Genomic DNA, 25,540 nt, shown 5'->3' with positions numbered 1-25,540 from the left:
CAGCCTTTCAGGTCAGGGCGCGTCACAGCGGCGGCAGATGCGCGGGGCGGCTGGTCTGCCAGCGGAACGGCGCGATGTGGATGGTGGCCGAAAGGCCCGCCAGCTCGAACGGGTCGGCGGCGACGATCCGCTCGACCTCCTCGCGGCTGTCGGCGTCGATGACCATCATCCCGCCGCGCGCGTTGCCGTCGTCGTCAAGGACCGGGCCGCCGATCAGCACGCGGCTGCCGAACCCGGACATGTAGTCGCGGTGGGCGGGGCGGGTGGTGGCCCGGATGCCCTCGGCCGCGCCATCCTCGCGGTCGAGGCGATAGACGATGAAATGAGCCATCAGGAATTCTCCTTCGAAACGGGGGCGCTGCTGGCGGCGTCGATGGCCGCCCACACCTTCATCGGGGTCAGCGGCATGGAAAGGTCACGGACGCCCAGAGGGCGCAGCGCATCGAGCACCGCCGAAAGGATCGCCGGAGGAAGCCCGATCGTGCCGGTCTCGGCCCCGCCCTTGACGCCCAGCGGATTCGTCTGCGTGGGCACCGGTCGGTTCGAAAGGACCATGTGCGGGAAGTCCTCGGCCCGCGGCATCCCGTAGTCGGTGAAGGCGCCGCTGAGGACCTGCCCCTCGGCATCGTGGACGACCGCTTCCAGCAGGACCTGCCCGACCGCCTGCGCGCAGCCGCCGATCACCTGCCCTTCCAGCAGCAGGGGGTTGATGACGGTGCCGACGTCATCGACGCCCGCAATCCGGTCCACCCGGACCTGCCCGGTCTCGGGGTCCACCTCGACCTCGGCGACATAGCAGCCGTTGGGATAGTTCTGCGGGTTGGCCGAGAAATGCCCGACCCCTTCCAGGCCCGACCACAGGTCGGCGGGGATCTGCCTGGGCGGACCGCTGTTGTAGGCGGCCGACCCGCGCCAGGCGAAGCTGGTCTTCGCCACCTCGGTCAGCGGCACGCTGCGGCGGTCGCCCGCGGTCCAGACATAGGACCCGTCCACAAAATCCAGCGCCTCGGGTTCCACGTCCAGCATCAGCGACGCCAGCCGCGCGCCCATCGCGATCAGGTTCTCGCACGCCTTCCTGAGCGCCGAGCCGCCGACCGTCATCGAGCGCGAACCGAAGCTGCCCCGGCCCGTCGCGATGATGTCGGTGTCGCCCTGCACGAAGCGGATCTGGTCCAGAGGAACGCCCAGCCAGTCGTGCACCATCTGGGCATAGGTCGTCTCGTGCCCCTGCCCGTAGGAAAACGTGCCGGCGAGGATGGAGACACAGCCGCTTGAATCGAAGCGGACCTCCATGCGGTCGCTCAGCGTCGCGCAGACCTCGATGTAGCAGGACAGGCCGCGGCCGCGCAGCAGGCCCCTGCCCTCGGACGTCCTGCGCCGCGCCTCGAACCCGTCCCAGTCGGCGAGCGCGAGCGCGGCGTCCGTGACCGCCTCGAACTCGCCGCAGTCGTAGGTCTCGCCGATCGCCGTCCGATAGGGCATCTGCTCGGGACGGATGAAGTTGCGGCGGCGGATCTCGACCGGGTCCAGCCCGACCTTTTCGGCGGCAAGGTCCAGCATCCGCTCGACGATCAGCGTGGCCTCGGGGCGTCCGGCGCCGCGATAGGTCGTCAGCGTGCGGCTGTTGGTGAAGATGCCGTTGATCTTCACGTGCATCGCCGGGAAGGCATAGACGCCCGACAGCATCCGGGTGCCGACCAGCGGCGGATGGGCGGTCGAGGGGCCGAGCGCGGAGCCGAGGTTGTGGTTCACCTCGACCCGCAGCCCCAGCACGCGGCCGTCCGCATCCAGCGCCATCTCGGCGTCGGCGATCTGGTCGCGGCCGTTGAAGTCGGCCAGGAAGGCCTCGCTGCGCTCGCAGACCCACTTTACGGGGCGCCCGACCCGCCAGGCGGCCCAGAGGACGAGGATCTCCTCGGGGTAGAGCCCGCCCTTGGTGCCGAAGCCGCCGCCCACGTCGCCCGCGACGACGTGGATGCGATGGGCGGGGATGCGGAAGATGTGCTCGGACAGGAGCAGCCGCAGGCGGTGGGGGTTCGCGGTCGAGCTGGTCAGGTGGAACCGCCCGTCGGCGGGGTCGTAGCGGCCGATGCAGGTCCGCGGCTCGAGCGGGTTCCCCGCGACGCGCTGGTTGCGGATGCGGCCTTTGACGACGTGCGCGGCGCCGTCGAAGGCCGCGTCGCAGGCCGCCGCGTCGCCCAGCTCGTGATAGAAGCAGCGATTGCCGGGCGCGTCGGGCCAGACCAGGGGCGCACCTGGCGCGATCGCCGCTTCAAGCGTCGGCGCGACGGGCAGCGGTTCGTAGTCGACCACGATCCGTTCCGCCGCCTCGACCGCCGCGCTCAGGGTTTCGGCCACGACGAACGCGACCTCGGATCCGACGCAGCGCACGGTGTCCACGGCGAGCGCCGGGAACGGGGTCGGCACGTAGGCGCCGCCCTTGATCGTCGGCGGGATCGAGACGCAGGGCATGTCGCCCAGGCCGTCGCGTGCATAGTCCTCGCCCGTCAGGACCGCGACGAGGCCCGGAACCTCGAGCGCGCCGCTCACGTCGATGGAGCGGATGCGCGCGTGACCGAGCGGCGAACGCAGCACGTAGCCGCGCAGCTGGCCCGGCACGGTCACGTTGTTGGCGAACCGGCCGTTCCCCGTGACCAGGCGGATGTCCTCGATCCGGGCAAGCGGCGCGCCGATGCCCATGCTGTTCATGCGTCCGACGCCCTCGGGCGCGTGGCCGAGCTCCGCCGCGGGGCGGTCGAACGGCCCCGGACGCGGGCGGCGCGGCATATGCGAAGAATCCATGGTCGTCGTTCCGTTCGGATTTCAGTTCGGGCGGGCGGGGGCGGCGGTCACCACCACTGACCGTCCATTTCCGGCCACAGCCGGCTGGGGGCGGCCTCTTCGCTCCAGGCCGAGGGCGAGATCGCGCCGTACTTGCCGCAGTAGAACAGCAGCGGCCGCACCGCGTCGGGCTGCTGCACCTCCAGCGCCCGGACATGACCGACAAACAGCGTGTGGTCGCCGCAGGGATAGGCGTAGGCCCGGGCTGCGGCCAGCCGCACCGCCGCCCCCGCGACGACCGGCGTGCCGTCCAGCACATCCAGCTGCGGCGCGTAGTCGGTCGAACGGCGGCCGGCGAAGTGGTTGCTGTCGCGTTCCTGCTGGCTGGTCAGGATCGAGACCCCGAAGCCGTCCGCGTGCTGCAGCCACCTGTGCATCTTCGCCGTATCCGCCACCGAGATCACCACCAGCGGCGGCTCGAGCGATCCCGACATGAAGGCGTTGGCCGTCATGGCGTGGGGACCTTCCTCCGTGTTGACGGTGATCACGACCACGCCTGACGCGAACTGACCCATCGCGTCGCGGAACTGGCGCGAGGTGAAGGGCATCGCCGAAGCAGGTTCAGACAGGGTCATGCGCTGTGTCCTCCGATTGCCGCTCAGGTCCGCTTCAGCACGAGGCTGACGTCGTGAGGGTTGACGAGGTCCGGGACGGTCCAGCCGTTCAGGTCGTATTCGTCCATCGCCGACTGCGCGAAGGACTTGAACCTGGCCATGTTCCCCGAGCCCTCGGCCGCCCACAGGTTCGTCAGGCGCGTGATGTCGTTCGAGCCGATGTAGTTGATCTCGTACAGTTCGTGGCGCGAACCAAACTCGGTCCCGACCGCGTCCCAGAGCATCTTCATGACCTTGACCCGCTCGACGGCCGTCGTGCCGCCGCTGCCCCGGACATACTTGTCGAGATAGGGGCGGATCTCCTCGGTGGCGAAGTCGGCCGCGTGGCTGTTGAGATAGATCAGGCCCGAGGCGACGATCTGCTCGATGATGTTCTTGATCTTGGGCATCGCCATCTGGTTCAGCACCCGGTAGGCGCCGGCGAAATGCGCGTCGGGGCGGACCATGCCGTTCCACGGCACGCCGCTTTTCGCCATCGCGTCCGACAATGCCCAGAAGGCGTTCCGCCACGCGATGACCTCGCCCAGCTGCGACTGCACGCCGTGGAAGCCCTTGGCGCCGGTGATCTCGAGCGCGCGGGCCAGCAGCCCGACGATGAAGTTCATCTTGACGGCGAACCGGGTGCAGCCGTGCAGCGAGGCGCGTTCGAGAAAGCCCGAGCCCACGTTGAACTTGTTGGCCTGTTCCAGGTCCCCGTGCATGAAGACGTCTTCCCAGGGGATGAATACGTCATCGAGGACCAGGATCGCGTCGTTTTCATCGAGCCGCGAGGACAGCGGATAATCGAACGGGCTGCCCGTCGTCGCGGCGCGGTATTCGTTCGACACGCGGCAGATCAGCTTCACGCCCGGCGCGCTGGTCGGCACGATGAAGACCGGCGCGAACTTCGGATCGGCGATCGGGACCTGTGCGACATGCGCGACGAAGGTGTAGTGGGTCAGCGCCGAGTTGGTCGCCACGACCTTGGCGCCGGACACGTGGATGCCCGCGTCGGTTTCCTTGACGACCTTGACATACACGTCCGAGCCGTCGGCGGTCGGCAGGTCGCGATCGACCGGCGGATGCATGATGGCGTGGTTGACGTACCACGTCCGCTCCTGCGCCTTGCGGTACCACCGCTCGGCGTTCTCCTCGAACCCCTTGTAGAAGCCGGCGTTGGCCCCGAGCGTCCCGAGAAACGAGCCCTTGTAGTCGGGCGACCGGCCCATCCAGCCCCATGCGACCTTCTGCCATTCGGCAATCGCGTCGCGCTGCGCGACTTGCTCCTCGACCGTGTGGGGGGCGCGGAAGAAGCGCTGCGTGTATCCGCCCCATTCCGTCGGGACCGTTAGGACGTCCTTCCGCCTGGGGTCGTGCAGGGCGTCGTACATCCGTGCGATCATCCGGGCCGAGTTCCGGAACGCCGGATGGTTGGCGATGTCGCGGACGCGTTCGCCGTAGATCCAGACCTCGCGGTCGTCGTTCAGGCTGTCCAGGTACTCCTGCCCCGTCAGCGGGACGAAGCGGGGGTCGGGAGCCGAAGCTCCCTGTGCCGCGGCGCCGGTCATTCGCCGCTGCCCGCCATCGCCTGGCAGGTGATCTCGAGCTTGATGCGCGGATCGCCCAGCGCCGCCACCTGGACCAGCGTCGAACACGGGAAGTCGCCGGTGAAGAACTCCTGGCGGGCGCGCCAGATATCCTTGTTCTCGGCCATGTCGGTCACATAGATCGTCATGGTGACGACATCCTGAAGCCCGGACCCGGCGGCTTCGAGGCAGTTCTTGACCTTCTCGAAGATCACCTTGGTCTGCTCGTAGGCGGAACCTTCGCCATGGATGGTCTTCAGGTCAGCCCCGCGCGAGGTGAAGCCGGACAGCCAGATCTGGTCGCCCGCCCGGATCGTGTTGGACCAGTGGCCCGGCGGATACTCGGCGACCTTGTCCGAAATGAAACGCTGCTTCTTCTGTGCCATCGCTGTCTCTCCTTCTGCGAAATCCGGTCGTGCCGTGCCTTCAGCGGCGCAGCACGCTCACGTCGTCGTTGTTGATGAGGTCGGGGACGGTCCAGCCGTCGAGGTCGTATTCGGCCATGCAGGCCTCGACCATGCCCTTCATCCGGTTCATCTCGCCGCCGGCCTGGGCCTCCCAGTAGTTCTGCAGGCGGGTCAGGTCGTTCGAGCCGAGGTAGTTGATCTCGTACAGCTCGTGACGGCCGCCGAACTCGGTCCCGATGCAATCCCACAGGAGCTTCATCACCTTGGCGCGCCGTTCCGCATCGACCCCGCCCGAACCGCGCAGGTAGCGGTCCAGGTCGCCCCGGATCTCGGGCGCCTTGAAGTCGTCGGCGTGGCTGTTGAGATAGATCAGCCCCGATGCGACGCTGGATTCGATGATGTTCTTGATCGCCGGATAGGCGATCTGCGAGATCGTGCGGTAGGCGGTGCCGAAGCGACTGTCGGGCTGCACCATGCCGTTCCACCGGATGCTGGACTTGGCCATGGCGTCCGACAGGCCCCACATGGTGTTGCGCCAGGCGATGACCTCGCCCATCCGCGACATGACCCCGTGGAACGATGAGGTGCCGTTGATGTCCAGCGCCATCGTCATGGCGCCCACGATGAAGTCCAGCTTGACCGCCAGCCGGGTGCAGCCGTGCATGGCCGCGCGCGCGTTGAAGCCCGAGCCGGGGGCGAAGTCGTTGGCCTGATCGACATCCCCGTGCATGAACACGTCTTCCCAGGGGACGAAAACGTTGTCGAGAACGAGGATCGCGTCGTTCTCGTCCATGCGCGACGACAGCGGATAGTCGAAGGGCGAGCCCAGCACCGCCGCGCGCTGTTCGTTCGACACGCGCGAGATCATCTTCAGCCCCGGCGCGCCCGTCGGGACGATGAAGACCGGCGCGTAGTTCGGGTCCTTGATCGGAAGCTGCCCGGCGTGGGCGACGAAGGTGTAGTTCGTCAGGGCCGAGTTGGTGGCCACGACCTTGGCGCCCGACACGTAGATCCCGGCGTCGGTTTCCTTCGTGACGCGGACATACACGTCCGAGGTGTCGGCGGTCGGCTTGTTGCGGTCCACCGGCGGATTCATGATGGCGTGGTTGATGTACCACGTGCGCTCCTGCGCCTGGGTGTACCAGCGGAGCGCGTTCTTCTCGTAGCCGCGATAGTACTGCGAGTTGGCCCCGAGCGTCGCGAGGAACGATCCCTTGTAGTCGGGCGAGCGGCCCATCCACCCGTAGGACACCCGCTGCGACTCTGCCACGGCGTCGCGCGCCTTCACCTGTTCCTCGACCGTGCGGGGGGCAAGGAAATAGCGGTGGGTGAAGCCGCCGTCCTCGGTGGGCGCGGTGATGATGTCCTTCTTCGCCTCGTCGTGCATCGCGTCGTAGAAGCGCGCGATCATCCGGGCGGAGTTGCGGAAGCCGGGGTGCTCGGCGATGTTCTTGACCCGCTTGCCGTAGATCCAGACCTCGCGGTCGTCATCCAGGCTGGCAAGGTATTCCTTGCCCGTCATCGGGACCGACTTCTTGCGGGCATCGGCCGTTCCGGGACGGCCTTGTCCGGGCGTTGCGGTTGCGTCGTTCATGATCCTCGTTCTCCTCCTCAGAGCATCTCGCGTGGCGGGCCCGGCTCAGTTGCGGGCCAGCGCCATCGCGAAGATCAGGATGGCGCCGGTCGCCACGAACTGGGCATAGGCGCCGACCTGCATCAGGTTCAGGCCGTTCTGCACCAGCACGATCAGCAGCGTGCCCAGCACCACCATCAGCGTGCGCCCGCGCCCGCCCGCCAGGCTGACGCCCGAGATCACGCAGGCCGCGATGGATTCCAGAGGCAGCGTGCCGCCGATGTTGGCCTCGCCCGTGCCCAGGCGCGCCGTCAGCAGCAGGCCCGAAAGCGCCGCCAGCAGGCCGCACATCATGTAGGCCACGACCGTCACCCGGTCCGTCCGCACCCCCGACAGCGCCGCCGCGCGGTTGTTGCCGCCCGTCGCGTAGAGATGCCGGCCGAAGCGCGTCCACTGCAGGGTGGCGTAGGCGAGGACGACCAGGAACAGCGCCACGATGGCGGGGATGGGCAGGCCGAAGATGCGGCCGAAGCCGAAGATTTCTCCGTGGAGCGGCGGGATGCCGTAGATCGGCACGCCGCCCGAGATGAAGAGCGTCAGCCCGAAGACGATCGACGACATGCCGAGCGTCATCATGAACGGATGGATCCGGAGTAGGGTGACGCCAAGCCCGTTGACGAGCCCGACCGCGATGCCGATCGCCATGCCCGCGACCAGGCCGCTCCACAGGGCGAGCCACGGGGCATCCGGATTGCCCGCGAAGACCGTCGCCATGACCATCGCGCTGACCACCGATGTCAGCGACACGTTGGACCCGACCGACAGGTCCAGCCCGCCGGTGATCATGACGATCAGCTGCCCCAGCGCCACGATCAGCAGATAGACCGACTGGCGCGCCACGTTGGTCAGGTTGTCGGTGCTGAGGAAGTTCGGGGCGGCCGCGGCGAACACCAGCAGCGCCACGACGAACATGACCGGAAGCGCGAGGATCTGCCGGTTCTCGCTCAGCCAAAGCATCGCGGGCCGCGGTCTGTCGGTATTGGTCTGGGCTGCGGACATCGAGGTTCGGCTCCTCAGAAGAATTGTTCAAGGATGCGGTGTTCGTCGTAGTCGGCGCGATCGAACTCGGCGACGATGTCGCCACCGCTCATCACGAGCATGCGGTGCGTGAGCCCCATCAGCTCTGGCAGGTTCGACGAGACCAGCAGGATCGCGGCGCCCCGGGCGCTCAGGTCGGCCAGGCAGCGATAGATCGCGAGGCAGGCGCCGATGTCCACGCCGACCGTCGGCTCGTCGAAGACATAGACCTTCACGTCCTGCACCAGGCTCTTGGCGAGCAGGATCTTCTGCTGGTTCCCGCCCGAGAACCTCGCGACCGGCTCACCGAGCCTGCGGCCGTCGAACTCGACCATGCGGGAAACCTGCGACAGCTGCCGCGCCTCGCGGCGGGGCTTCAGCATCTCGCCGCGCGACGCGCCGAAGCGCAGCCCGGACAGGATCATGTTCTCGTGCGCGGTGAGTTCCAGCGCGAGCCCGTCGTTCTTGCGGTCCGAGGGCAGGTACCACAGCCCCCGCCCGATCGCGTCGGCGGGATGGCGCGGCACCAGCGGCACCCCGTCCACCAGAACCTCGCCCGAAACGATCCGGCGCAAGCCGAAGCAGGCCTGCGCGAGGTTCGACTTGCCGCAGCCGACCAGCCCCGCGATCCCGACGATCTCGCCCGCGCGGACGGCGAGGTCGATGCCCTCGATATCCGGCACGCCCGGCTTGTGGTCGAGCGAAACCCCCCGCAGCTCTAGCCGCACGTCGCCCAGGTCGGCGCGCGGCCGGGGATAGACCTTTTCCATGTTCCGGCCGGTCATCAGCTCGATCAGCCGGTCTTCGTGCGTGTCGGCGGGAACCGTCGCGATGAACCTGCCGTCGCGCAGGACCGAAAGCCGGTTCCCGATCAGCGGGATCTCGTGCATCCGGTGGGTCACATAGATGATCGCCGTGCCCTGGTCCTGCAGCCGGCGGATCAGCCGGAACAGGGCGCGGGCGTCGTGTTCGGACAGCGAGGCGGTCGGCTCGTCCAGGATCAGGACGCGCGGACGCACCCGCATCGCCTTGCAGATCTCGACCATCTGCTGCTTGCCGCGCGTCAGCGACGCGACCGTCGCGCGCGGGTCCAGTTCGAAGCCGAGATCGTCGATCAGCCGCCGCGCCTCGGCCGTGGCACCGGACTTGGACAGGAAACCCACCACCCGCTGCAGGGGCGCGGGACCGGCCAGCGGCTCCTCGCCCAGGGTGATGTTCTCGGCCACCGTCATCCAGGGGATCAGCGAGAATTCCTGGAACACGGCCCGGACGCCATGCGCCCGCGCGGCCGAGACGCTGCCCAGCGCGACCTCGCGCCCGTCCATCAGGACGCGCCCCTCGGTCGGGGTGTTCGCCCCGGCGATCATGGAGATCAGGGTCGATTTCCCCGCGCCGTTCTCGCCGAACAGGACGTGAACCTCGCCGGGCAGGAAATCCAGCGAAACGCTGTCCAGCGCGGCGTGCTGGCCGTACCGCTTGGTCAGCCCGACAGTGGACAGCGTCGGCACGGCAGCGGACGGTGCTGCCTGCTGCGTCCGGGCCACGGCGTGGGACATCATTGCGCGGATCTCCTGCCGGGGCCGGATCAGGGACGGAAGGCGAAGTCGGGGCGGAAGCCGTTCGGCGCCAGCACCGACAGCGGGTCGAGCGTGCCGATCGTGTCCTTGGTGTAGACCTGCCCCAGCGTGCCGACGTCGCTGTATTCCAGCTTGTTCTCGAGCACCCGCACCGCCTGGTCGAGGATCACGCGCGAGGTCAGGACCACGGGGGCGGCGCCCGCCGCCTCGATCTGGCCGGCCTTCATCATCTCGTAGACGCCGGGCGTCGTGTAGATCGAGACCAGCTTGACGCGGTCCTGGATACCGCGCGCGCGCAGAAGCGGCAGCGCGCCCTCGACCATCACCGCGGTGCCCACGACGTAGTCGAGGTCCGGGTGGGTCTGGAGCAGGTCCTCGACCAGACGGGCCTGGACCTCCTTGCCGACGTCGCCGTATTTCGTCTCGACCACGTTGACGGCGCTTCCCTCAAGCCCTTCCTGGAAGCCCGTGTTGAACGCCTCGACGAAGCCGGCGCCGGCCGGGCCGGGCAGCCAGGCGATATCCACGGGCTCGCTGCCGGCGGGATGCTTTTCGGCCAGGTACCTGGCGGCGCGGAAGCCTTCGTCGCGGGGGCTGGTCAGCACGCGGGCCGCCGTGTCCTTCGAGGCGACGCCGTTGACCGCGTCGATCACCGGCACGTTCTTGGCCTTCAGCTCGGACAGCAGGTTCTCCATCCCCTCGCGGGCGATGCCGACCAGAACGACCGCGTCGGCGCCTCCGGCCACGCAGTTCTCGACCTGCGAGATCTGGTTGGCGAGTTGGGCATAGCCGCCCGCGTCGAAGGTCTGGACGCTGACGCCCAGCAGCTTCGCCTCCTCGGTCATGCCGTAGTTCATGGCCAGGAAGAACGGGTCCTTCATGTGCGGCAGCGAGACGCAGATGTTCCAGGGCTTGGTGGCCTTTTCGGATGCGCTCAGGGGCGTGTAGTCGAAGCGGCCCTCCTCGCCGGCGACGGTCTTGCCGTCGAACGGCAGCGGATACCACGGCGTCGTCTGCGCGACGGCGGCCGAGGACAGCAGTGCCGCCACTGCCGCGAGCAGACCGCCGAGAACCGGTTTCGTAGTCTTCGACATGATTTCCCCTCTCCCCTGAACGGCGCATCCGGCGCTCGTCTGAGGGGGAGAGTTCGATTCCGGCTCTATGAAGTCAATTTACTTCGACGGCCGAAAAGATGACCTGAAGTTATTCCAAGTCGTCTTCATGCTGGTCCTTGAGGGTCAGGGCCGTTTCCCTCAGCAGCCTGTGCGTCAGCAGATGGGCATCGGTCCGCTCACGCTCGGTGACCCAGACGAGTCCCATTTCCAGCGTGACCTCCGCCGGAATGTCCAGCGGCAGGGCGTCGAGAACGCCGAGCCTGCGGAAATGTTCGACCAGCGACCGGGACAGGAACCCCACCGAATCAGTCAGCTGCAGCGTGCCCACGTTCGCCATGGTCGAGACCGAATCGATCCTGTGGCTGGCCACGTCGATCATGTGGCTGTGGAAAAGGGATTCGATCGCGCCCCGCGCAAGCGTGTTGGGCGGGGGCAGCAAAAGGGGAAACCCCTCGAGCTGCGACCAAGCGATCGGGCCTTGCCCGAGCAGCAAATGCCCCCGGCGCACGGCCGCGACGACCGGATCGGCCAGCAGGACCTCGGTCGAGATGTCGGAGCCGAGCTGCGGGCTGGACATTAGCCCCACGGCCAGATCGATCTGCCCGGTCCGCAGCGCCGGCAGCAGGTTGTCCATGGTCCCCTCGCGCAGCGAGATGGTGGTGTTCTGCGTCTCCCGTTCCAGCCGGGCGATGAACCGGGGCACTAGGAACACCGCGGCGGCGGGAAGCGTGCCGATGGAGACATGGCGGAAGCCGACGCCGATGATCTCGTTCAGCTCGCGCTCCGCCAGCTCGATCCGGAGAACCACCCGGCGCGCATGCCGGATCAGGCAGGCCCCGACCTGCGTCGCGACGAGCCCGCTTTTCGAGCGCCGGAACAACTGCGCGCCCAAGCCCGCCTCGAGGCCGGACAACGCCTTGGAGACGGCCGGCTGCGTGAGGTTGAGATACGTCGCGGCGCGGATCACGCTGTGATGGTCGTCGATGGCGATCAGAAGGCGCATATGCCGGATCGTCAGGCTGTTCTTCATGAACAGGTTGATGCTGGCCATCGTGGTGCGCGCCCGTCTGTTGATCCGCCGCGAGGTTAGAGCGCCGGGGGCGGCTGTCAACTTTGCGTCACGTTGCGGGGCGGAAACATAACCCGCGGTCATGGACAGGTCCGCCGTAGTCATTTGACTTGCGGCCGCGGGATCCAGTCTGCGGACCGGGAAACAGCGGGGAACCATCATGAACAAGGCGACCGGGGGTGCGCTGCAGCGCATCTCGCTTGCGACGAACACCCTCGTGCGGCGCTACATGCCCGACCCCTTCGTGCTGGCGGTGATGCTGCTGGCCGTGGTCTTCGTCGCGGGCGTGGCGCTGACGCCCTCTACCCCGGCCGAGATGATGACGCATTTCGGCGCCGGCGTCTGGTCGCTTCTGGGCTTTGCGATGCAGTTGTCGCTGGTGGTCGTGACGGGCGCGACCCTGGCCGAGACGCCGGTCATCAAGCGCGGCGTGCGCCGCCTTGCCGCGATCCCCGCGACCCCGACCGGGGCGGTGGTGTTCGTGACCCTGCTCACGGCGGGGATATCGCTGGTCAACTGGGGTGTGGGGCTTGTCGTGGGGGTGATCTGCGCCCGCGAGGTGGCGCGGCGGATCGAGGGCGCCCATTTCCCGCTGCTGATCGCCGCCGCCTACGCCGGCTACACGCTGTGGTCCGCGGGAATGTCCTCGTCCATACCGCTGACGCTGAACACCCCCGGCCACCCGCTTGAAGCAACAACCGGGCTGATCCCGCTGACGCAGACGATCCTGTCCCCCTGGAACCTGATCCTTGCCGCATCGATCCTGATCTCGCACGTCGTGACCGCGCGGGCCATGACGCCGCCGCGGAACCAGGCGGTCGGACTGCCGGCACAAGCCGCGCCCGACCCCGCGCAGGACGACGCCGGGTCTGCCGGCACGCAGGCCGCGTCCGCCCCCCTCACCCCGGCCGAGCGGCTGGACCGCAGCCGGATCCTCAGCATCGGCGCAGGGCTGATCGGCCTTGCCTTCGTCGTTCGTGCGCTGTGGACGGGCGGACTGAACGCGCTCAATCTCAACGCCCTCAATCTTCTGGTCCTCAGCCTGGGGCTGATCCTGTCGCGCGGGCTCGTATCGTACCTCCGTGCCGCGGAACGGACCGCCGCCTCGGTGCTGCCGATCGTGATCATCTATCCCTTCTACGCCGCCATCGCGGCGATGATCACCTCCTCGGGGCTGGGAGAGATGGTGACGAACGGCCTTGCGCGGATAGCCAGCGCCGAGACGCTGCCGCTGATCACGTTCCTCACGGCGGGCCTGATCAACATCGTCATCCCGGCCGACGGCGGCCACCTGGTCCTGCAAGGCCCGATCTTCCTGGCGCTGGCCGACCAGAAGGAAATCCCGGTGGGACTGGTGACGACCGCGATGACGATCGGCGCGAACTGGACGAACCTGCTGCAACCCTTCTGGGCCCTGCCGCTGCTCGCCCTGGCCGGGCTCGGCATCCGCGACATCATGGGCTACTGCCTGATCCTTCTCGCCACCAGCGGCGTGGTCGCCAGCGCCGTGCTGCTGGCGCTGGGGCAGGCATTCTAGCCTGCCCGCGCCACCCGCGGCTGCAGCACGAGCAGGGCGCCGATCTCTCGCGCCGACAGTTCGTCGATCATGTCGATCGAACCGATGATCCGCTCGGCTTCCTGCCCGAGGCTGGCGCGCGCCTTGGCGACGAGGCTGGCGCGGAGGTCCGGCAGCGGCGGGCGCCGCGACAGGTCGTGGGCGCCCGCAATCCGGCGGCCATCCACGGTCACGATCTCGACCGCTGCCTGCGTTTCGGTCAGCGAACCGTCCCCCCGCACCTCGACGAGCGCCGCCGTCCTTCCAAGCTCTGCGTCGCGGGCCAGCGCGTCGGTGAAAGCCCGGTCGTCCTGGGTCGAACGATCGTGCAGGACCATCGCGGCAAGCCAGGGATAGCTGAACTTGACCTCGAGACCCGTGCGCGGCACCGGGATGTTGCAGACGCTCAGCCAGCGCGGGCTGGTCCGCACGGTGACGGCGGCGACCTGATCGGGGTCACCCCGCTCCACGTTCCGCAGCACCTCGATCATCGCGTGGGTGCCGTGGCAGCAGGCATGAAGCTTGTGGCTGATCGCCTCGAACAGGAAGCCTTCGGCATTGGCGGCGTCGGGATCGGGCTGGTTGGAATGGGTCATCACGAAGCCCTGCGGCCCCATCAGCCCGTCATCGGCAGAGGTGAGCCCCGCGCGGGCCAGCAGCGCGCATTCGACCCCGCTCGCGGCGGCGATGCCGGCGTTGTACGGCTTGCCCATGGTGCCGAACTGGCAGCGAAGGCCGGCAGCCCGCGACGCGCAGAGCCCGATCGCCGCCCGGACCTGGCCCCGCGTCAGCCTGAGCAGGCGCGCCGCCGCAAGGGTGGCACCGAAGGCGCCCGCCGTGGCCGTCTGGTGAAAGCCGCGGTTGTAGTGCTCGCGGCCGAGGACGCAGCCGATGCGGATCGATGCCTCCGCCCCGACCAGGAACGCGGTGCAGACCGCTTCGGCGGAAAGATCCTCCATCTCGGCCACGGCAAGCGCGGCCGGATAGATGGCCGCGGACGGGTGGCCGATATGGGCGAAATGGGTGTCGTCATAGTCGATCGCGTGGCCGATCGTGCCGTTGACCAGCGCGGCCGCGCGCGCGGGGGCGGGGGCGCCGCCGGTCACCGAAGCCTCGGGCACGCCGCCCTCGTGCGCGATCATCGCGCGCAGGATCTCGCCCACCGGTTCGTCCGCGCCCGCGCGCGCGCAGACGAGCCAATCCATCAGCGACAGCGTCGCGAGGGCCCGAGCTGCCTGCGGCAGGTCGCCCGCGGGGGTCAGCGCCAGATCGATCATCCGCTCGATCAGGGAACCATCGCTCGACACGGTCCGGATTTCCTTGTTCATGCCGCCTGCTCCGTGACGGTGGTTTCGGCGATCACCCGGTTTGCCAGCACCGGATCGACATACCATCCCATGGTCCTGGGGTCATTGAAACCCGCGGCAATCTGCTGGGCAAGCCCGGGCCGTTCCGCGGCTGCGGCAAGGATGCCCAGCACATGTGCGGGAGGGGCCAGCATCGTGTTGGTCAGCCGTGCCGACCACTTCGTCTCGTCCCATGCCCGTTCGGTCAGCTGCGCTATCCAGTACGTGTCGAACGGCAGATCGCCCCGCGCCTCGATCGCCTGGAGATAGAGCGCCGCGCACTTGCTGGCGTTGTTCGATCCCTGGCCGGTCATCGGATCGTTCAACAGGAAGACATCGCCCAGGGCAAGAACCGGCTGCCCCGAGGGGAGGAACCCGACCGGCCTTCGGACCGTGGGCGTCACGGGACCGGCGAGCACGCCCAGATCGTCGGTCAGCCGCGCGTCGGCGAATCGGTGCGCGTCCCAGGGGAAATGGCTGTGGATCAGGTCGAGCGTCGCCTCGAGATGCCGGGCCGGCGTGTCGATCCCCGACCAGACGTCCATCGGTCCACCGGGAACGCATTCCAAGTTGACGATGTCGCAGGCGCCGCTGAGGGTCAGCGCCGGAAAATGCACCATCTCGCCCGCGCCCGGATGGACGTTGATGTTGATGGCGCCGAAATCCTCGCGCGGCCTCACCCCGTGAAGATAGGTCAGCGCGGTGATCCGTTGCGGGGCGTCGAAGGTGCAGCGTGCGGCATCGCGCGCGAACAGCTTGCCGATCTCGCCCTTGCCGGCGGCGACGATGGTCAGGTCCGAGCTGGCCGCGATCTCCTCGAGCCGGTCGAGGTTGGTGTCCTCGATCCGGAGACGGCCTCCCAGGCGCTCGAACTCCTCCATCCACCGGGGGAACTTGAGGCGCTGGTCCACGGACTGTCCGGGGGGCATGCGCATGCGGAAATCGACCATGATCCGGTCGGCATCAAGCCCCGCGCGGATGTGCATCCCCTCGATCGGGGGGCAGTGCTCGTCCCAGAAGGCCATGCCGAAATCGCGCTCGATGCCAACAGCCATGTTGTACATCGACTGGCTGGAGGTGATCCGCCCGGAACGGACCTCGTCGGCGCTGCGATTGGTGACGATGACGACGGCGTGCCCCGCCTTGAGCAGCCCGGTGCCCAGCTGCAGCCCCGCATGGCCCGCGCCGATGATCGTGATCTTTCGCACATCGCCCTCCTTGCTCTGGTGCCCGGCCTGTCCTTTTCGCCCCTGCGGTTCCCTGCCCGCTTTGGAACAGCGGTGAAATGCATCCGGGAATTGGCCGTCGGCACAGACGGTTGCGCAATCAGATGTGCGGCCGACAATGACGTCAAATGACTTGTCGGCCCCCTTGGCGGCGTTCGCAGTTATAGCGTGAACTGCTGCCGAATTCGCCGGGCAGTCCGCGCGATTGGCGATCATCCATAACCTCCGGGAATAAGGCCGGGCAATCATTGTCATTTGACTGACCGGAGCCGGAACCGATTGTCTTGCAGGCACAATCGGCGTCCGTCGCAGCGAGGTGAAAGACGCCGCCGTCGTCTCTCGACAGAAACAGCGGACGTCCAGGACGGCCGGAACGAAGCAGCTTCGAACCCCCGCAACCGGGAACGCTTGTTTCCGGGGAGGTCATGCCCGCGCCCTTCAGGCGGAATGCTGACCCGCGCGATCGTTCAGGGGCCGCTTTCCCGAATGATGATCAAGGAGGAGCGAATGAAACTGAACCTTCGAGCGCTTGGACGGCTGGCCCTCGGCACGGCCGTGCTTCTGGCGGGCCCGGCCTGGGCGCAGGATGACCGGCCGAACATCGTGCTGATCGTGGCCGACGACCTCGGCTATTCCGACCTCGGCAGCTTCGGCAGCGAGATCGCGACGCCGAATCTGGATGCCCTCGCGGCCGACGGCGTGCAGCTGACGAATTTCCACGTGGGGCCGACCTGCTCGCCCACCCGCTCGATGCTGATGTCGGGAACGGACAACCATGTCGCCGGGCTTGGCAGCATGGCCGAGGAGATCCTGGAAGAACAGCGCGGCCATCCGGGGTATGAAGGCTACCTCAACGAACGGGTGATGAGCTTCCCGCAGGCGCTCCGCGATGCCGGATACCACACCTACATGACCGGGAAATGGCACCTCGGCGGCAAGGAGGGCCAGCGCCCGAACGCGCGCGGGTTCGAGAAGTCCTTCGCCAATCTCGGTGCGGGGGCTCATTTCTTCGACCAGACCGGGCTTCTGGAAATGTTCGCGAAGGCGAACTACACGCAGGATGACGTGCCGGTCGACCTGCCCGCCGACTTCGGCTACGCGACCGATATCTTCACCGACCGGATGCTCGACTATATCGCGTCGGGCGACGACGCGCCGTTCTTCGCCTATCTCGCCTACACGACGCCGCATTGGCCGTTGCAGGCCCCGGACGCCGACATCGCGCTGTTCAAGGGCAAGTATGACGAAGGCTACGAGGCCACCCGCGCCGCCCGGCTCGCGCGCATGGCGGACATGGACCTGATCCCCGCCGGAACGACGCAGAACCTTGCGCCGGATCTTTGGCCGCACTGGGAAGAACTGAGCGAAGAGCAGCGCGCGATTGAGGCGCGCAAGATGGAGGTCTATGCCGCGATGGTCCACAATCTGGACCAGAACGTCGGCCGCCTCGTCGCCAGCCTGAAGGAGGATGGCGAATACGAGAACACCGTGTTCGTCTTCTTCTCGGACAACGGGGCCGAAGGCAGCCTGCCCGACAGCATCCAGGGCGGCAAGAACCGCATCTGGATCGAGGAGAACTTCGACAACTCGCTGGAGAACATGGGCAGGCAGGGCTCCTACTTCGGCTATGGCCCGAGCTGGGCGTCCGTCAGCCAGACGCCGTTCCGGATGGTGAAGGGGCACGTCTACGAAGGCGGCATCCGCGCCCCCGCCTTCATCACCATGCCGGGCAGCCAGGGCCGCGAAGGCCGCTCGGACGCGTTCGCGCACGTCTCCGACATCGCGCCGACACTGCTGGACATCGCGGGCGCAGAAGAGCCGCGCGAGTTCGGCGGCATCGCCCTGGCCGGGGCGACCGGCTACTCGCTCCTGCCGTGGCTGCAAGGGAATGGCGAGATCCCCCGGCCCCAGGATCAGCCGGTCTGCACGGAACTGTTCGGCCGTCTCTCGGTCTGGAAGGACAGCTGGAAGCTGGTGCATGAAAACAGCCCGTGGGGGACGGGCAACTACGAGCTCTTCAACCTGAAGAACGACCTGCCCGAGGCGAACGATCTTGCCGCGGCCGAGCCGGCGAAGCTGGCGGAGTTGCAGCAGGACTGGGCCGATTGCCAGTCGCGGTTCGGCATCTACTGGAACGCGGGCCTTGCGCCCCAGATGGTCTACGGCAACGATGCCGAATACCTGTTCCCCAGGCCGCATGTCCGCAACTGACGAAATCCCGTCGGAGAGGGACATGGTCGCCCTGTCCGGCGGGCCCTTCCTCATGGGCTCCGACCGGTTCTACCCCGAGGAACGGCCCCGCCGCCCGGCCGAGGTCGGGGCGTTCCGGATCGACCGCACGCCTGTCACGAACGCCCGCTTTGCCAGCTTCGTCCAGGCGACGGGCTACGTCACCCTGGCCGAGCGCCCGCAGCCCCACCCTGAGCACGTCGTGCGAATGGTGCCGCCCTGCTCGGCGGTATTCGTCGCGCCTGCGCCGAATACCCCGCTGCGGGGCCCGACGGATTGGTGGCGGCTGGTGCCGGCGGCATGCTGGCGCCGCCCCGCGGGCCCCGGCAGCAGCGTCGAAGGGCTGGACGACCACCCTGCGGTGCATGTCGCGTTCGAGGACGCCCTGGCGTTCGCCGAATGGGCGGGGAAATCTTTGCCGACCGAAGCCGAATGGGAATACGCCGCGCGAGGCGGCCTGGAGGGCGAAGAATACGCGTGGGGCAGCAGCCTCACGCCGGAAGGGAGGCACCTCGCGAACACGTGGCAGGGGCAGTTCCCCTTCGTGAACCTGATGGAGGACGGCTTCGCCGGCACCTCTCCGGTCGGCAGCTTCCGGGCAAACGGCTACGGGCTGTTCGACATGATCGGCAACGTCTGGGAATGGACGACCGACGATTACGCCGCGCCCGGGCAGCCGCAGCCGAGCAGCTGCTGTCGGCGACAGGATGGCGGGACGACCAAGGTCATCAAGGGCGGATCCTACCTGTGTGCGCCGAACTACTGCCGCCGGTACCGCCCCGCCGCGCGCCATCCGCAACGCATCGACACCACGACCTCGCATCTGGGTTTCAGATGCGTCCGTCGGCTGGGGTGATCGGCTTGGCCGATGAGGCAATCGGCTTGCGATACTGCAGCCATGGCCGTGTCGTCGGCAGGCCGCGCGGGGTCTTCGACGCAACAGGGGGATCGACGACGCGGCATGTCATCTGCCCGCGTCATGCCGTGAGGTCGCTTGTCGTGCTCACGCGCATCCACACCGTTGCCTTCGGGGCCGCGTGATCCGGTCCACGTGCATATGGCCGCCGTGCGTATAAACCCGGAACCTTGGCGCGTGAGTTCTTGGCCTGAGGCGCTTGGCTTGGTCAAGGACCGTGCGCAACCGGTGTTTCATGCACAGTTTGCCATCCCTTCATGGGAGCAACGGCAAGCGCGTCGAACGTTCAGATTGCATGATCGCAAATGAACTTCGCCGCCGGTTTTGCGGCTGCGGTGACCGCCGCACCGGCCAAGTTCAACTGCGGCCACATGAGCAGAAACGGGCGGAAGGCGAGCCGCCACCTTAGATGACCGCCGGACGCCCACCTCGCCGATGGCTGCCCGGCGGCCGTAATCAAGGCTCAAGCATCGACACGACCTGCCTGCAGGCACCCGTTTGCGGAACAAGTCCAAATACCGGGCAGGCAGAGCGGCCGGATCAATGTCAGTTCGCCAGGAACCGGCGCGCCGAGGGCATCGACTTCATCAGGATGTAGTAGGCCAGGCCGGCCGGGATCGGGCTGGCGTACCACGAGATCCTGTTGAAGATCAGCGCTTCGCGCTCCGGCTGATCCAGCAGTCCACGCCGGCAGTCGCGATCAGGATGCCGAGAGCCAAATTCGTTCCCGGCATCGCGTAGCCAAGGGATGCCGTACGCTGCACGATTCGCATCCCCTGCTGCAGGAACAGGCGCGCGGCATAGGCGACCACGAGTCCACAGATCAGCACCGCCGCTGTCGCTGCGGCGGACAGCACGAAGGTGTTGCGCGCTTCCAGCACCAGCCGATCGGACAGGCCAGCGAACTGGAACCGTTTCCAAGCCTCGATCCCAAGATGGAGCGCGCGCACAAGGAATCCCAAGAGCACCGGCAGAAGGCCCAATCCGAAGGCCGCCGCGCCGGCTCCCCGGCTCAGGGGCTGGCGGGCGAAGCTGTGCGCACGCTGGCTGCTGAGGGAACAGCGCTGGCGCTCACGGGCCTACCGCTCCAGCGAGACCAGCACCACGACCAGAAGCAGCATGGCCAGCGAGATCTGCACGGCGCCCGGAAGGTCCGACCGCGTGACCCAGGTCGTGTAAACCAAGATGGTCAGCGACCGGATGCCCAGAAACCGGACGCGCCGATATCGTTTAGCGTTTCCATCAGCGGAAGGCTCACCCCGACCGAAATTGCCGGGCGGGCAAGAGGCAGGGCGACGCGTCGGAAGATCAGGCGCCGACTTGTGCCCAAGGTGCGGGCCACCTCGATTAGGTTCGCCGCCTGGGTCATGAACATCGCCCGCGTCGGCAGGTACACATACGGATAAAGCACCAGGCTCAGCAGCAGGACCGCACCCGTCATCGAGCGGATGTCGGGAAGACGGAACGCCCTCGGGCTGTCGTAGCCGAGGATGGTGCGGACCAGAGACTGGAACGATCCCAGCGGATGCAGCAGGTCCAGATACGTGTAGGCGACGATATAGGTCGGCACGGCAAGCGGCAGCAGAAGCGCCCATTCCAGCATCCGCCGCCCGCGGAAATCATAGGCCGTCACCAGCCAGGCCATCGACGTACCGATCACTGCGGTCAGCGCGCCCACCCCGGCCATGAGGATGGCCGTCTGTCCCAACGCGTGCGACCGGACATGCGCTGCCAGGTGGGACCACAAGTCCTGTGACCGCAACGCCGCCTGCCAGACAGCGCCAGCAACGGGACAAGGACCAGACCGGCGACCAGCAGGCTGGCATGGATCCAGACCCTTCCCCCCAACGAGAAGGATCTGGACGGCCGTTCATCATTCGCTACCAGGATCGCCATGCGGGTTGACCTGCCGCGACGTGACCGCGGCCCGGGCCTTCGAGATCAGTTGTCTAATCCGACGCGATCGACCAGCTCGGTGGCTTCCTTGCGGTTCTGCACGATCTCGGTGAGTGGCACGGAATTGATCTTCAGCTCGCCGAACGATGCTATGATCGGGTCGATGGCGGCGCCGGGCTTCACCGGGTATTTGTAGTTCGCCTCACCATAGATCTTCTGCGCCTCGTTTGAGACAAGGAACTCCAGCAGCTTCACAGCCTCTTCCCTGTTCGGAGCGTGCCTGGCGACCGCGGCACCGCTGATATTCACATGGGTGCCGCCATCCTCGAAGGTTGGCAGGATCATCTTGATCGCCTCGCACCAAGCCTTCTGCTCCTCCCCGCCCTTGCCCGAGCGCATCAGCCCACATAGGAACTCGCCACCGCGATGTCGCAGATGCCGCCCAGAATGTCCTTGGCGCCGTCCCGGTCGCCGCCCCCCGTCTTGCGGGCGAGATTGAACTTGAGGCCGGTCAGCCATCCCTCGGTCGCCGCCGCGTCCTGATGCGACACCAAAGCGGAGAACAGCGCCGTGTTGTAGGGATGCTGGCCGGAACGGATGCAAACCCGGCCTTTCCATTCCGGGTCCGCCAGTTGCTCGCAAGTGAAGCTGAAAAAATCGAGATCGTTGGCCGCATAGATCACGCGCGTGCGCATCGATAGGGCGAACCACTGATCTCCGATTCCACCGGCTGCGTCAGCCCCGGTCCACGAGATCCCGACGAAGCGGCCGTGCTGGGTCGCCACCGCCATCGCCGCGTCGATCGCGCTGAGCGAGGTGCCCAGCACGCCCACCCGGCAGGCCGGGACCACCGCGTCGACCAGCCCCGACCACGGGCTAGGGAAATAGCGGCGCGTCTCGGCGTCCTGCGGGAAACTGTGCCCGGTCGCGAGGATGACCTTGTCGAACACCGCGCCCACATCGCCGTGCTCGGTAGTCAGGCGGATGCCCCCGTCCAGCCCCGTGACCAGGTCCGTGACCTCGGTCCGCTCGCGCAGCTCGACCCGGTGCCCCAGCGCCTCGGCGGCGTGGACGAGGGCGTCGAATTCATCGCGGTAGTAGCGGCCCAGCATCAGACGGGGGGTGAAATCGCGCTCGTTCAGGTGCTCCGGGTCGATGCCGTGGCTGCGGAGCAGCGCACTGGTCTGGGCGCGCAGCCAGTCGAGGTAGCTGCGCGTGACGGGCGGGATCTCGATGCTGGCGATGTTGGCCAGCATGACGTGGCTGGCAGTGTCGTCGGAATAGGGCATGCCCACGCCCGCATCAGCGCCCTTCTCGAACAGCCAGACGGCAAGCGGCGCGGCGCGCGGCGAGGTGGCCAGCGCCTTGAAGGCGTAGACTCCTGTCGGGCCGGTACCGACGATGGCAATGGTCTTCATGAGAGGTCTTTCGCGCCGGGGGCATGGCCCCCGTCTTAGGCTTGTGCGCAGCGGATGTAAGAATAACAGATGATAGGTCAGAGAGGAGACTTGCCAGCGCAACGACGCCGGCCACGCGACGCGGCGCGTCGTCCGGGCCGGACCGCTACATGCCCCGGACGCGGGAACCGCGGTTCGGCGGCCGCGATGAAGCCGGTCGGCTGCGCTTCGATGCCAAGCACGACGACATCTATCCGATCGTCGCGGACATGATCCGTCGCGGCCTCGATCTCCGCTGCCGTCGTGCAGAGCGCCAGCCGCCGTCCGGTCAGCCCGCCGACAGACAGGCCGCGAAAAGGCTGCGGCGATCGCCAGCGCGTTCCAACGGGCGGTCACATCGTTAAAACGCGCTGGCGCATCCCTTGTGCGTTTGCATCGCGAGGATCGTGCGCAGCGGATCGCAGAAGGTCAGCCAGGGCCTGTCCGCCGTTCCCTGATCCCGCGATCGTACAGGCCTTGCGTCGGCAGATCCAGAAAAGGCATGGGCGTTCTTGGGACAGGAGTCGTGGCGTTCAGACGCCCAGCCAGCGATGTTGCAGTTCCTTGTCGGCGCGAATCTCGTCGGGGGTGCCGGACCAGACGATCTGTCCCTTGCTGACGATGACCACGTCATCGGCTAGGCTCGTGGCGAAACCGAAGTTCTGCTCGACGAGGATCATCGACAGGCCGGTCTGCTTGAGATCCATCAGCCGGTCGTGGATCAGCTTGACGATGATCGGCGCCAGCCCCTCGGTCGGCTCGTCCAGGATCAGCAGGCGCGGATTCATCAGCAACGCACGCGCGATGGCAAGCATCTGCTGTTCCCCGCCCGAAAGCTGCATCCCCCCGTTCGACATCCTTTCGCCAAGCCGCGGGAACAGGTCCAGCACACGCTCCATCGTCCAGCCACCCGGCGGCGGGGCGAAGCGCCTGGCAGCCAGGTCGAGGTTTTCCCGCACGGTCAGCGACCGGAAGATGTCGCGCGTTTCGGGCACATAGCCGATCCCCATGCGGGCGATGCCGTAGGGCCTTTCCCTGTCAATCACCCGCCCATTGAACGTGATCTGCCCGGACTTGGTCGGCAGCAATCCCATGACCGTTTTCAACGTGGTGGACTTGCCCGCACCATTGCGGCCCAGGATCGCCAGCACCCTGCCTTCCTGCGCGGTCACGGTCATGCCGTGCAGCACCTGCGTCTCGCCATAGCCGGAATCGACCGCCTTGAGATCAAGCATCTTCCCAGGCCCCCAGATAGATATCCTTAAGCAGCTTGCTGTCGCGCGCGTCCTCGGGCGATCCGTCGAAGACGACCTCGCCATAGTTCAGAACGGTAATGGTGTCGGCGACCGCGAAGGCCAGATCCATGTCGTGTTCGATGATCAGCAGCGTCAGGTCGCGCGGCAGGTCGTTCAGCAGGTCGTGAAATCCCGCGGACATCTCGGGACCCACGCCCGAGGTCGGCTCGTCCATCAGCAAGACAAGCGGGCGTGTGGCCAAGGCCACGCCGACCTCCAGCTGGCGGCGCACGCCATAGGACACGTCGCTGACCTGGGCGTGCAGATAGGGCATCACCCGAACCTGCTCGGCCACCTCGCGAACGGTGTCCCGCACGTCGCGCCGGGTCAGGCTGTCATAGCGGATATTGTGCCAGTGGCCATGCGTCACGGAAGCGGCGAGGCCCAGGTTCTCCTCGACCGTCAGGCCGTCGAACAACGTGTTCTTCTGGTAGCTTCGCGACAGGCCCAGTTTCGCCCGCCCCTGCACCGGCAAGGCGGTCACGTCCTCGCCGGCAAGGACGACTCGACCCTTGTCGGGGCGGATCTCGCCGACCAGCTGGTTGAACAGCGTGGTCTTGCCCGCGCCGTTCGGTCCCAAGATCACCCGCCGTTCACCCCGCTCGAGCTTCAGCGACACATCCCGGGTAACGTTGATGGCGCCGAAGCTTTTCGAGAGATTGCGTGTCTCAAGCATCTTCAAGGGATCCTTTCGCTGCCAGATCCTTGCGGACCTGATTGGCGATCACGTCCCGGGCGGGGACCGGACGGGCAAGGCGGGACAGGCGCTGTTCCAGCCAGCCGAATATTCCGTTCGCCCGGCTCATCACAACGGCGATCAGGATCAGGCCGACCACCAGGTGCCAGTAGTCGGTATGCGCGCTGACCTCGTGCTTCAGCAGGACAAAGACAATGGCGCCGATCACCGGTCCGATGATGGTTCCCAGTCCACCCAGGATCACCACCACCAGCGCCTCGCCCGACACGGTCCAGTTCAGCAGACCAGGCGAGACGAACATGACATGCTGGGCGGCCAGCGCGCCCGCGGCGGCGGCGATCATGCCGGACAGGCCGAACATGTCCGCCTTGATCCGCCAGACATTGACCCCGAGGGCGCGCATTCGCTGTTCGTTGTGCATGATGCCGGTCAGGCTGCGACCAAGCCCGGCCTGCAGCACATGGGTCGCGAACCAGTAGACGGCACCAAGCACGGCAAGGGAGACAAAGGCAAAAGTGCGCCCGTCGTTCAGATCCAGCCCGATGATCGTCAGATCGATCCGCGGCACGCCCGAGATGCCATCGTCGCCGCCGAAGATCGGCTGTTCGAAGACGAGGGAATAGGCCATCTGCCCGAAGGCCAGCGTGGCCATGATGAAATAGATGCCGTGGCTGCGCCCGCACACCGCGCCGATCAGCCAGGACGCCGCGCCGGTGACGGCAACAGCACCCGCGAAGGCCATTGGCGGTGCCAACCCGGCCTTGACCGTCAGCATCGCATAGGCGTAGGCCCCCGCGCCCATCAGCGCCCCATGGCACAGCGACACCATGCCGCCGAACCCCGCAACCATGTCGAGCGCGATGACCAGAATGGCCAGGATCGCGATCTCGGTCACGGTTTCCACGCCGAAATATTCAGCCGTCAGCGCACGCCAGATCGCCAGCGCGGCGATCAGCCCAAGCGTCCAGAACCGCAAGCTCGTGTGTCGGAACATCGGATCACCCTTTCGCCGGGAACAGGCCCGCCGGGCGCAGGATCAGCACTGCCGCCAGAAGCCCATAGATGTTGATTTCCACTTGGAACTGACCCGGGACGGCGCCTGATTT

At 67.1% G+C, this 25,540-nt stretch carries 22 protein-coding genes; 3 read left to right on the top strand and 19 right to left on the bottom strand.

Annotation, left to right across the window (positions count from 1 at the left end; genetic code table 11):
- Positions 1 to 22 precede the first annotated feature (22 nt).
- The 10 genes from ELI80_RS01575 to ELI80_RS01530 all read right to left on the bottom strand — a co-directional run bounded on the left by ELI80_RS01575 (position 23) and on the right by ELI80_RS01530 (position 12,000).
- The gene (locus ELI80_RS01575; RefSeq protein WP_136649238.1) at positions 23 to 331 is read right to left on the bottom strand and encodes a YciI family protein; all 309 of its coding nucleotides are present in this window, start codon (positions 329 to 331) and stop codon (positions 23 to 25) included.
- Entirely contained in the window at positions 331 to 2,802 is a 2,472-nt protein-coding gene (locus ELI80_RS01570; protein ID WP_136649237.1) for a xanthine dehydrogenase family protein molybdopterin-binding subunit, read from the bottom strand. The genes ELI80_RS01575 and ELI80_RS01570 overlap by 1 nt, the downstream gene beginning before the upstream one ends.
- Before the next feature lie 47 nt (positions 2,803 to 2,849).
- Positions 2,850 to 3,416 (bottom strand): flavin reductase family protein, encoded by a 567-nt coding sequence (locus tag ELI80_RS01565; RefSeq protein WP_136649236.1) that lies wholly within the window; start codon positions 3,414 to 3,416, stop codon positions 2,850 to 2,852.
- Between the two features lie 23 nt (positions 3,417 to 3,439).
- Positions 3,440 to 5,002 (bottom strand): 4-hydroxyphenylacetate 3-hydroxylase N-terminal domain-containing protein, encoded by a 1,563-nt coding sequence (locus tag ELI80_RS01560; protein WP_136649235.1) that lies wholly within the window; start codon positions 5,000 to 5,002, stop codon positions 3,440 to 3,442.
- Positions 4,999 to 5,406, bottom strand: coding sequence for a RidA family protein (locus tag ELI80_RS01555; RefSeq protein ID WP_136649234.1), 408 nt, complete (start codon positions 5,404 to 5,406; stop codon positions 4,999 to 5,001). The genes ELI80_RS01560 and ELI80_RS01555 overlap by 4 nt, the downstream gene beginning before the upstream one ends.
- A 40-nt stretch (positions 5,407 to 5,446) precedes the next feature.
- Complete coding sequence (locus ELI80_RS01550; protein WP_201740512.1) at positions 5,447 to 7,021, bottom strand: 4-hydroxyphenylacetate 3-hydroxylase N-terminal domain-containing protein; 1,575 nt, start codon at positions 7,019 to 7,021, stop codon at positions 5,447 to 5,449.
- A gap of 45 nt (positions 7,022 to 7,066) precedes the next feature.
- Positions 7,067 to 8,059 (bottom strand): ABC transporter permease, encoded by a 993-nt coding sequence (locus tag ELI80_RS01545; RefSeq protein WP_136649233.1) that lies wholly within the window; start codon positions 8,057 to 8,059, stop codon positions 7,067 to 7,069.
- Positions 8,060 to 8,073: 14 nt separating this feature from the next.
- Positions 8,074 to 9,636, bottom strand: coding sequence for a sugar ABC transporter ATP-binding protein (locus tag ELI80_RS01540; protein WP_136649232.1), 1,563 nt, complete (start codon positions 9,634 to 9,636; stop codon positions 8,074 to 8,076).
- 26 nt (positions 9,637 to 9,662) lie between these two features.
- Positions 9,663 to 10,748, bottom strand: coding sequence for a TMAO reductase system periplasmic protein TorT (gene torT, locus ELI80_RS01535; protein ID WP_136649231.1), 1,086 nt, complete (start codon positions 10,746 to 10,748; stop codon positions 9,663 to 9,665).
- 109 nt (positions 10,749 to 10,857) lie between these two features.
- Entirely contained in the window at positions 10,858 to 12,000 is a 1,143-nt protein-coding gene (locus ELI80_RS01530; protein WP_236641282.1) for a LysR family transcriptional regulator, read from the bottom strand.
- On the opposite strand from ELI80_RS01530, the gene ELI80_RS01525 reads away from it, so the two are divergent.
- Complete coding sequence (locus tag ELI80_RS01525) at positions 11,999 to 13,375, top strand: TIGR00366 family protein (protein ID WP_136649229.1); 1,377 nt, start codon at positions 11,999 to 12,001, stop codon at positions 13,373 to 13,375. The two genes, ELI80_RS01530 and ELI80_RS01525, sit on opposite strands and share 2 nt — an antisense overlap.
- Here ELI80_RS01525 and ELI80_RS01520 read toward each other — a convergent pair.
- Positions 13,372 to 14,721: an MmgE/PrpD family protein gene (locus ELI80_RS01520; protein ID WP_136649228.1), complete on the bottom strand. Its 1,350-nt coding sequence runs from the start codon at positions 14,719 to 14,721 to the stop codon at positions 13,372 to 13,374. The genes ELI80_RS01525 and ELI80_RS01520 overlap by 4 nt on opposite strands.
- The gene (locus ELI80_RS01515) at positions 14,718 to 16,181 is read right to left on the bottom strand and encodes a styrene monooxygenase/indole monooxygenase family protein (RefSeq protein WP_143803188.1); all 1,464 of its coding nucleotides are present in this window, start codon (positions 16,179 to 16,181) and stop codon (positions 14,718 to 14,720) included. Before ELI80_RS01515 ends, ELI80_RS01520 begins: the two co-directional genes overlap by 4 nt.
- A 291-nt stretch (positions 16,182 to 16,472) precedes the next feature.
- Here ELI80_RS01515 and ELI80_RS01510 point away from each other — a divergent pair, with 291 nt between their 5' ends.
- Positions 16,473 to 18,176 (top strand): arylsulfatase, encoded by a 1,704-nt coding sequence (locus ELI80_RS01510; RefSeq protein WP_136649226.1) that lies wholly within the window; start codon positions 16,473 to 16,475, stop codon positions 18,174 to 18,176.
- Positions 18,136 to 19,050 carry a formylglycine-generating enzyme family protein gene (locus tag ELI80_RS01505; RefSeq protein WP_136649225.1) on the top strand — a complete coding sequence of 305 codons (915 nt, stop codon included), beginning with the start codon at positions 18,136 to 18,138 and terminating at the stop codon, positions 19,048 to 19,050. The genes ELI80_RS01510 and ELI80_RS01505 overlap by 41 nt, the downstream gene beginning before the upstream one ends.
- Before the next feature lie 710 nt (positions 19,051 to 19,760).
- Here ELI80_RS01505 and ELI80_RS16135 read toward each other — a convergent pair.
- The 7 genes from ELI80_RS16135 to ELI80_RS01475 all read right to left on the bottom strand — a co-directional run bounded on the left by ELI80_RS16135 (position 19,761) and on the right by ELI80_RS01475 (position 25,329).
- Positions 19,761 to 20,093 (bottom strand): hypothetical protein, encoded by a 333-nt coding sequence (locus ELI80_RS16135; RefSeq protein WP_201740510.1) that lies wholly within the window; start codon positions 20,091 to 20,093, stop codon positions 19,761 to 19,763.
- Positions 20,094 to 20,299: 206 nt separating this feature from the next.
- Positions 20,300 to 20,797 carry an ABC transporter permease gene (locus ELI80_RS16130; protein ID WP_201740509.1) on the bottom strand — a complete coding sequence of 166 codons (498 nt, stop codon included), beginning with the start codon at positions 20,795 to 20,797 and terminating at the stop codon, positions 20,300 to 20,302.
- A 254-nt stretch (positions 20,798 to 21,051) separates the two neighbouring features.
- Positions 21,052 to 21,405, bottom strand: coding sequence for a type 2 periplasmic-binding domain-containing protein (locus tag ELI80_RS16285; protein ID WP_236641275.1), 354 nt, complete (start codon positions 21,403 to 21,405; stop codon positions 21,052 to 21,054).
- The gene (locus tag ELI80_RS16280) at positions 21,405 to 22,424 is read right to left on the bottom strand and encodes an FAD/NAD(P)-binding protein (protein ID WP_236641274.1); all 1,020 of its coding nucleotides are present in this window, start codon (positions 22,422 to 22,424) and stop codon (positions 21,405 to 21,407) included. The genes ELI80_RS16285 and ELI80_RS16280 overlap by 1 nt, the downstream gene beginning before the upstream one ends.
- A gap of 551 nt (positions 22,425 to 22,975) precedes the next feature.
- Positions 22,976 to 23,677: an ABC transporter ATP-binding protein gene (locus ELI80_RS01485; RefSeq protein ID WP_136649224.1), complete on the bottom strand. Its 702-nt coding sequence runs from the start codon at positions 23,675 to 23,677 to the stop codon at positions 22,976 to 22,978.
- On the bottom strand, positions 23,670 to 24,413 hold the full coding sequence (locus ELI80_RS01480; protein ID WP_136649223.1) for an ABC transporter ATP-binding protein: 744 nt from the start codon (positions 24,411 to 24,413) through the stop codon (positions 23,670 to 23,672). Before ELI80_RS01480 ends, ELI80_RS01485 begins: the two co-directional genes overlap by 8 nt.
- The gene (locus ELI80_RS01475; RefSeq protein ID WP_236641273.1) at positions 24,406 to 25,329 is read right to left on the bottom strand and encodes a branched-chain amino acid ABC transporter permease; all 924 of its coding nucleotides are present in this window, start codon (positions 25,327 to 25,329) and stop codon (positions 24,406 to 24,408) included. The genes ELI80_RS01480 and ELI80_RS01475 overlap by 8 nt, the downstream gene beginning before the upstream one ends.
- Positions 25,330 to 25,540 lie beyond the last annotated feature (211 nt).

The organism is Paracoccus aeridis (assembly GCF_004923205.2).
Lineage (GTDB): Bacteria > Pseudomonadota > Alphaproteobacteria > Rhodobacterales > Rhodobacteraceae > Paracoccus > Paracoccus aeridis.
The sequence above is the reverse complement of the archived record's forward strand: the minus strand, read 5'-3'. Positions and strand labels throughout refer to the sequence as shown.

What these genes read in the sequence shown, in the direction of transcription:
- ELI80_RS01515 (WP_143803188.1), bottom strand. Translation starts at nt 16,181, where the DNA reads ATGATCGCCAATCGCGCGGACTGCCCGGCGAATTCGGCAGCAGTTCAC.
- ELI80_RS01560 (WP_136649235.1), bottom strand. Translation starts at nt 5,002, where the DNA reads ATGACCGGCGCCGCGGCACAGGGAGCTTCGGCTCCCGACCCCCGCTTC.
- ELI80_RS01525 (WP_136649229.1), top strand. Translation starts at nt 11,999, where the DNA reads ATGAACAAGGCGACCGGGGGTGCGCTGCAGCGCATCTCGCTTGCGACG.
- ELI80_RS01545 (WP_136649233.1), bottom strand. Translation starts at nt 8,059, where the DNA reads ATGTCCGCAGCCCAGACCAATACCGACAGACCGCGGCCCGCGATGCTT.
- ELI80_RS01520 (WP_136649228.1), bottom strand. Translation starts at nt 14,721, where the DNA reads ATGAACAAGGAAATCCGGACCGTGTCGAGCGATGGTTCCCTGATCGAG.
- ELI80_RS01565 (WP_136649236.1), bottom strand. Translation starts at nt 3,416, where the DNA reads ATGACCCTGTCTGAACCTGCTTCGGCGATGCCCTTCACCTCGCGCCAG.
- ELI80_RS01570 (WP_136649237.1), bottom strand. Translation starts at nt 2,802, where the DNA reads ATGGATTCTTCGCATATGCCGCGCCGCCCGCGTCCGGGGCCGTTCGAC.
- ELI80_RS16130 (WP_201740509.1), bottom strand. Translation starts at nt 20,797, where the DNA reads ATGGCCGGGGTGGGCGCGCTGACCGCAGTGATCGGTACGTCGATGGCC.
- ELI80_RS01530 (WP_236641282.1), bottom strand. Translation starts at nt 12,000, where the DNA reads ATGATGGTTCCCCGCTGTTTCCCGGTCCGCAGACTGGATCCCGCGGCC.
- ELI80_RS01510 (WP_136649226.1), top strand. Translation starts at nt 16,473, where the DNA reads ATGAAACTGAACCTTCGAGCGCTTGGACGGCTGGCCCTCGGCACGGCC.
- ELI80_RS16280 (WP_236641274.1), bottom strand. Translation starts at nt 22,424, where the DNA reads ATGAAGACCATTGCCATCGTCGGTACCGGCCCGACAGGAGTCTACGCC.
- ELI80_RS01540 (WP_136649232.1), bottom strand. Translation starts at nt 9,636, where the DNA reads ATGATGTCCCACGCCGTGGCCCGGACGCAGCAGGCAGCACCGTCCGCT.
- ELI80_RS01505 (WP_136649225.1), top strand. Translation starts at nt 18,136, where the DNA reads ATGCCGAATACCTGTTCCCCAGGCCGCATGTCCGCAACTGACGAAATC.
- ELI80_RS01550 (WP_201740512.1), bottom strand. Translation starts at nt 7,021, where the DNA reads ATGAACGACGCAACCGCAACGCCCGGACAAGGCCGTCCCGGAACGGCC.
- ELI80_RS16285 (WP_236641275.1), bottom strand. Translation starts at nt 21,405, where the DNA reads ATGCGCTCGGGCAAGGGCGGGGAGGAGCAGAAGGCTTGGTGCGAGGCG.
- torT (WP_136649231.1), bottom strand. Translation starts at nt 10,748, where the DNA reads ATGTCGAAGACTACGAAACCGGTTCTCGGCGGTCTGCTCGCGGCAGTG.
- ELI80_RS01480 (WP_136649223.1), bottom strand. Translation starts at nt 24,413, where the DNA reads ATGCTTGAGACACGCAATCTCTCGAAAAGCTTCGGCGCCATCAACGTT.
- ELI80_RS01575 (WP_136649238.1), bottom strand. Translation starts at nt 331, where the DNA reads ATGGCTCATTTCATCGTCTATCGCCTCGACCGCGAGGATGGCGCGGCC.
- ELI80_RS01555 (WP_136649234.1), bottom strand. Translation starts at nt 5,406, where the DNA reads ATGGCACAGAAGAAGCAGCGTTTCATTTCGGACAAGGTCGCCGAGTAT.
- ELI80_RS01485 (WP_136649224.1), bottom strand. Translation starts at nt 23,677, where the DNA reads ATGCTTGATCTCAAGGCGGTCGATTCCGGCTATGGCGAGACGCAGGTG.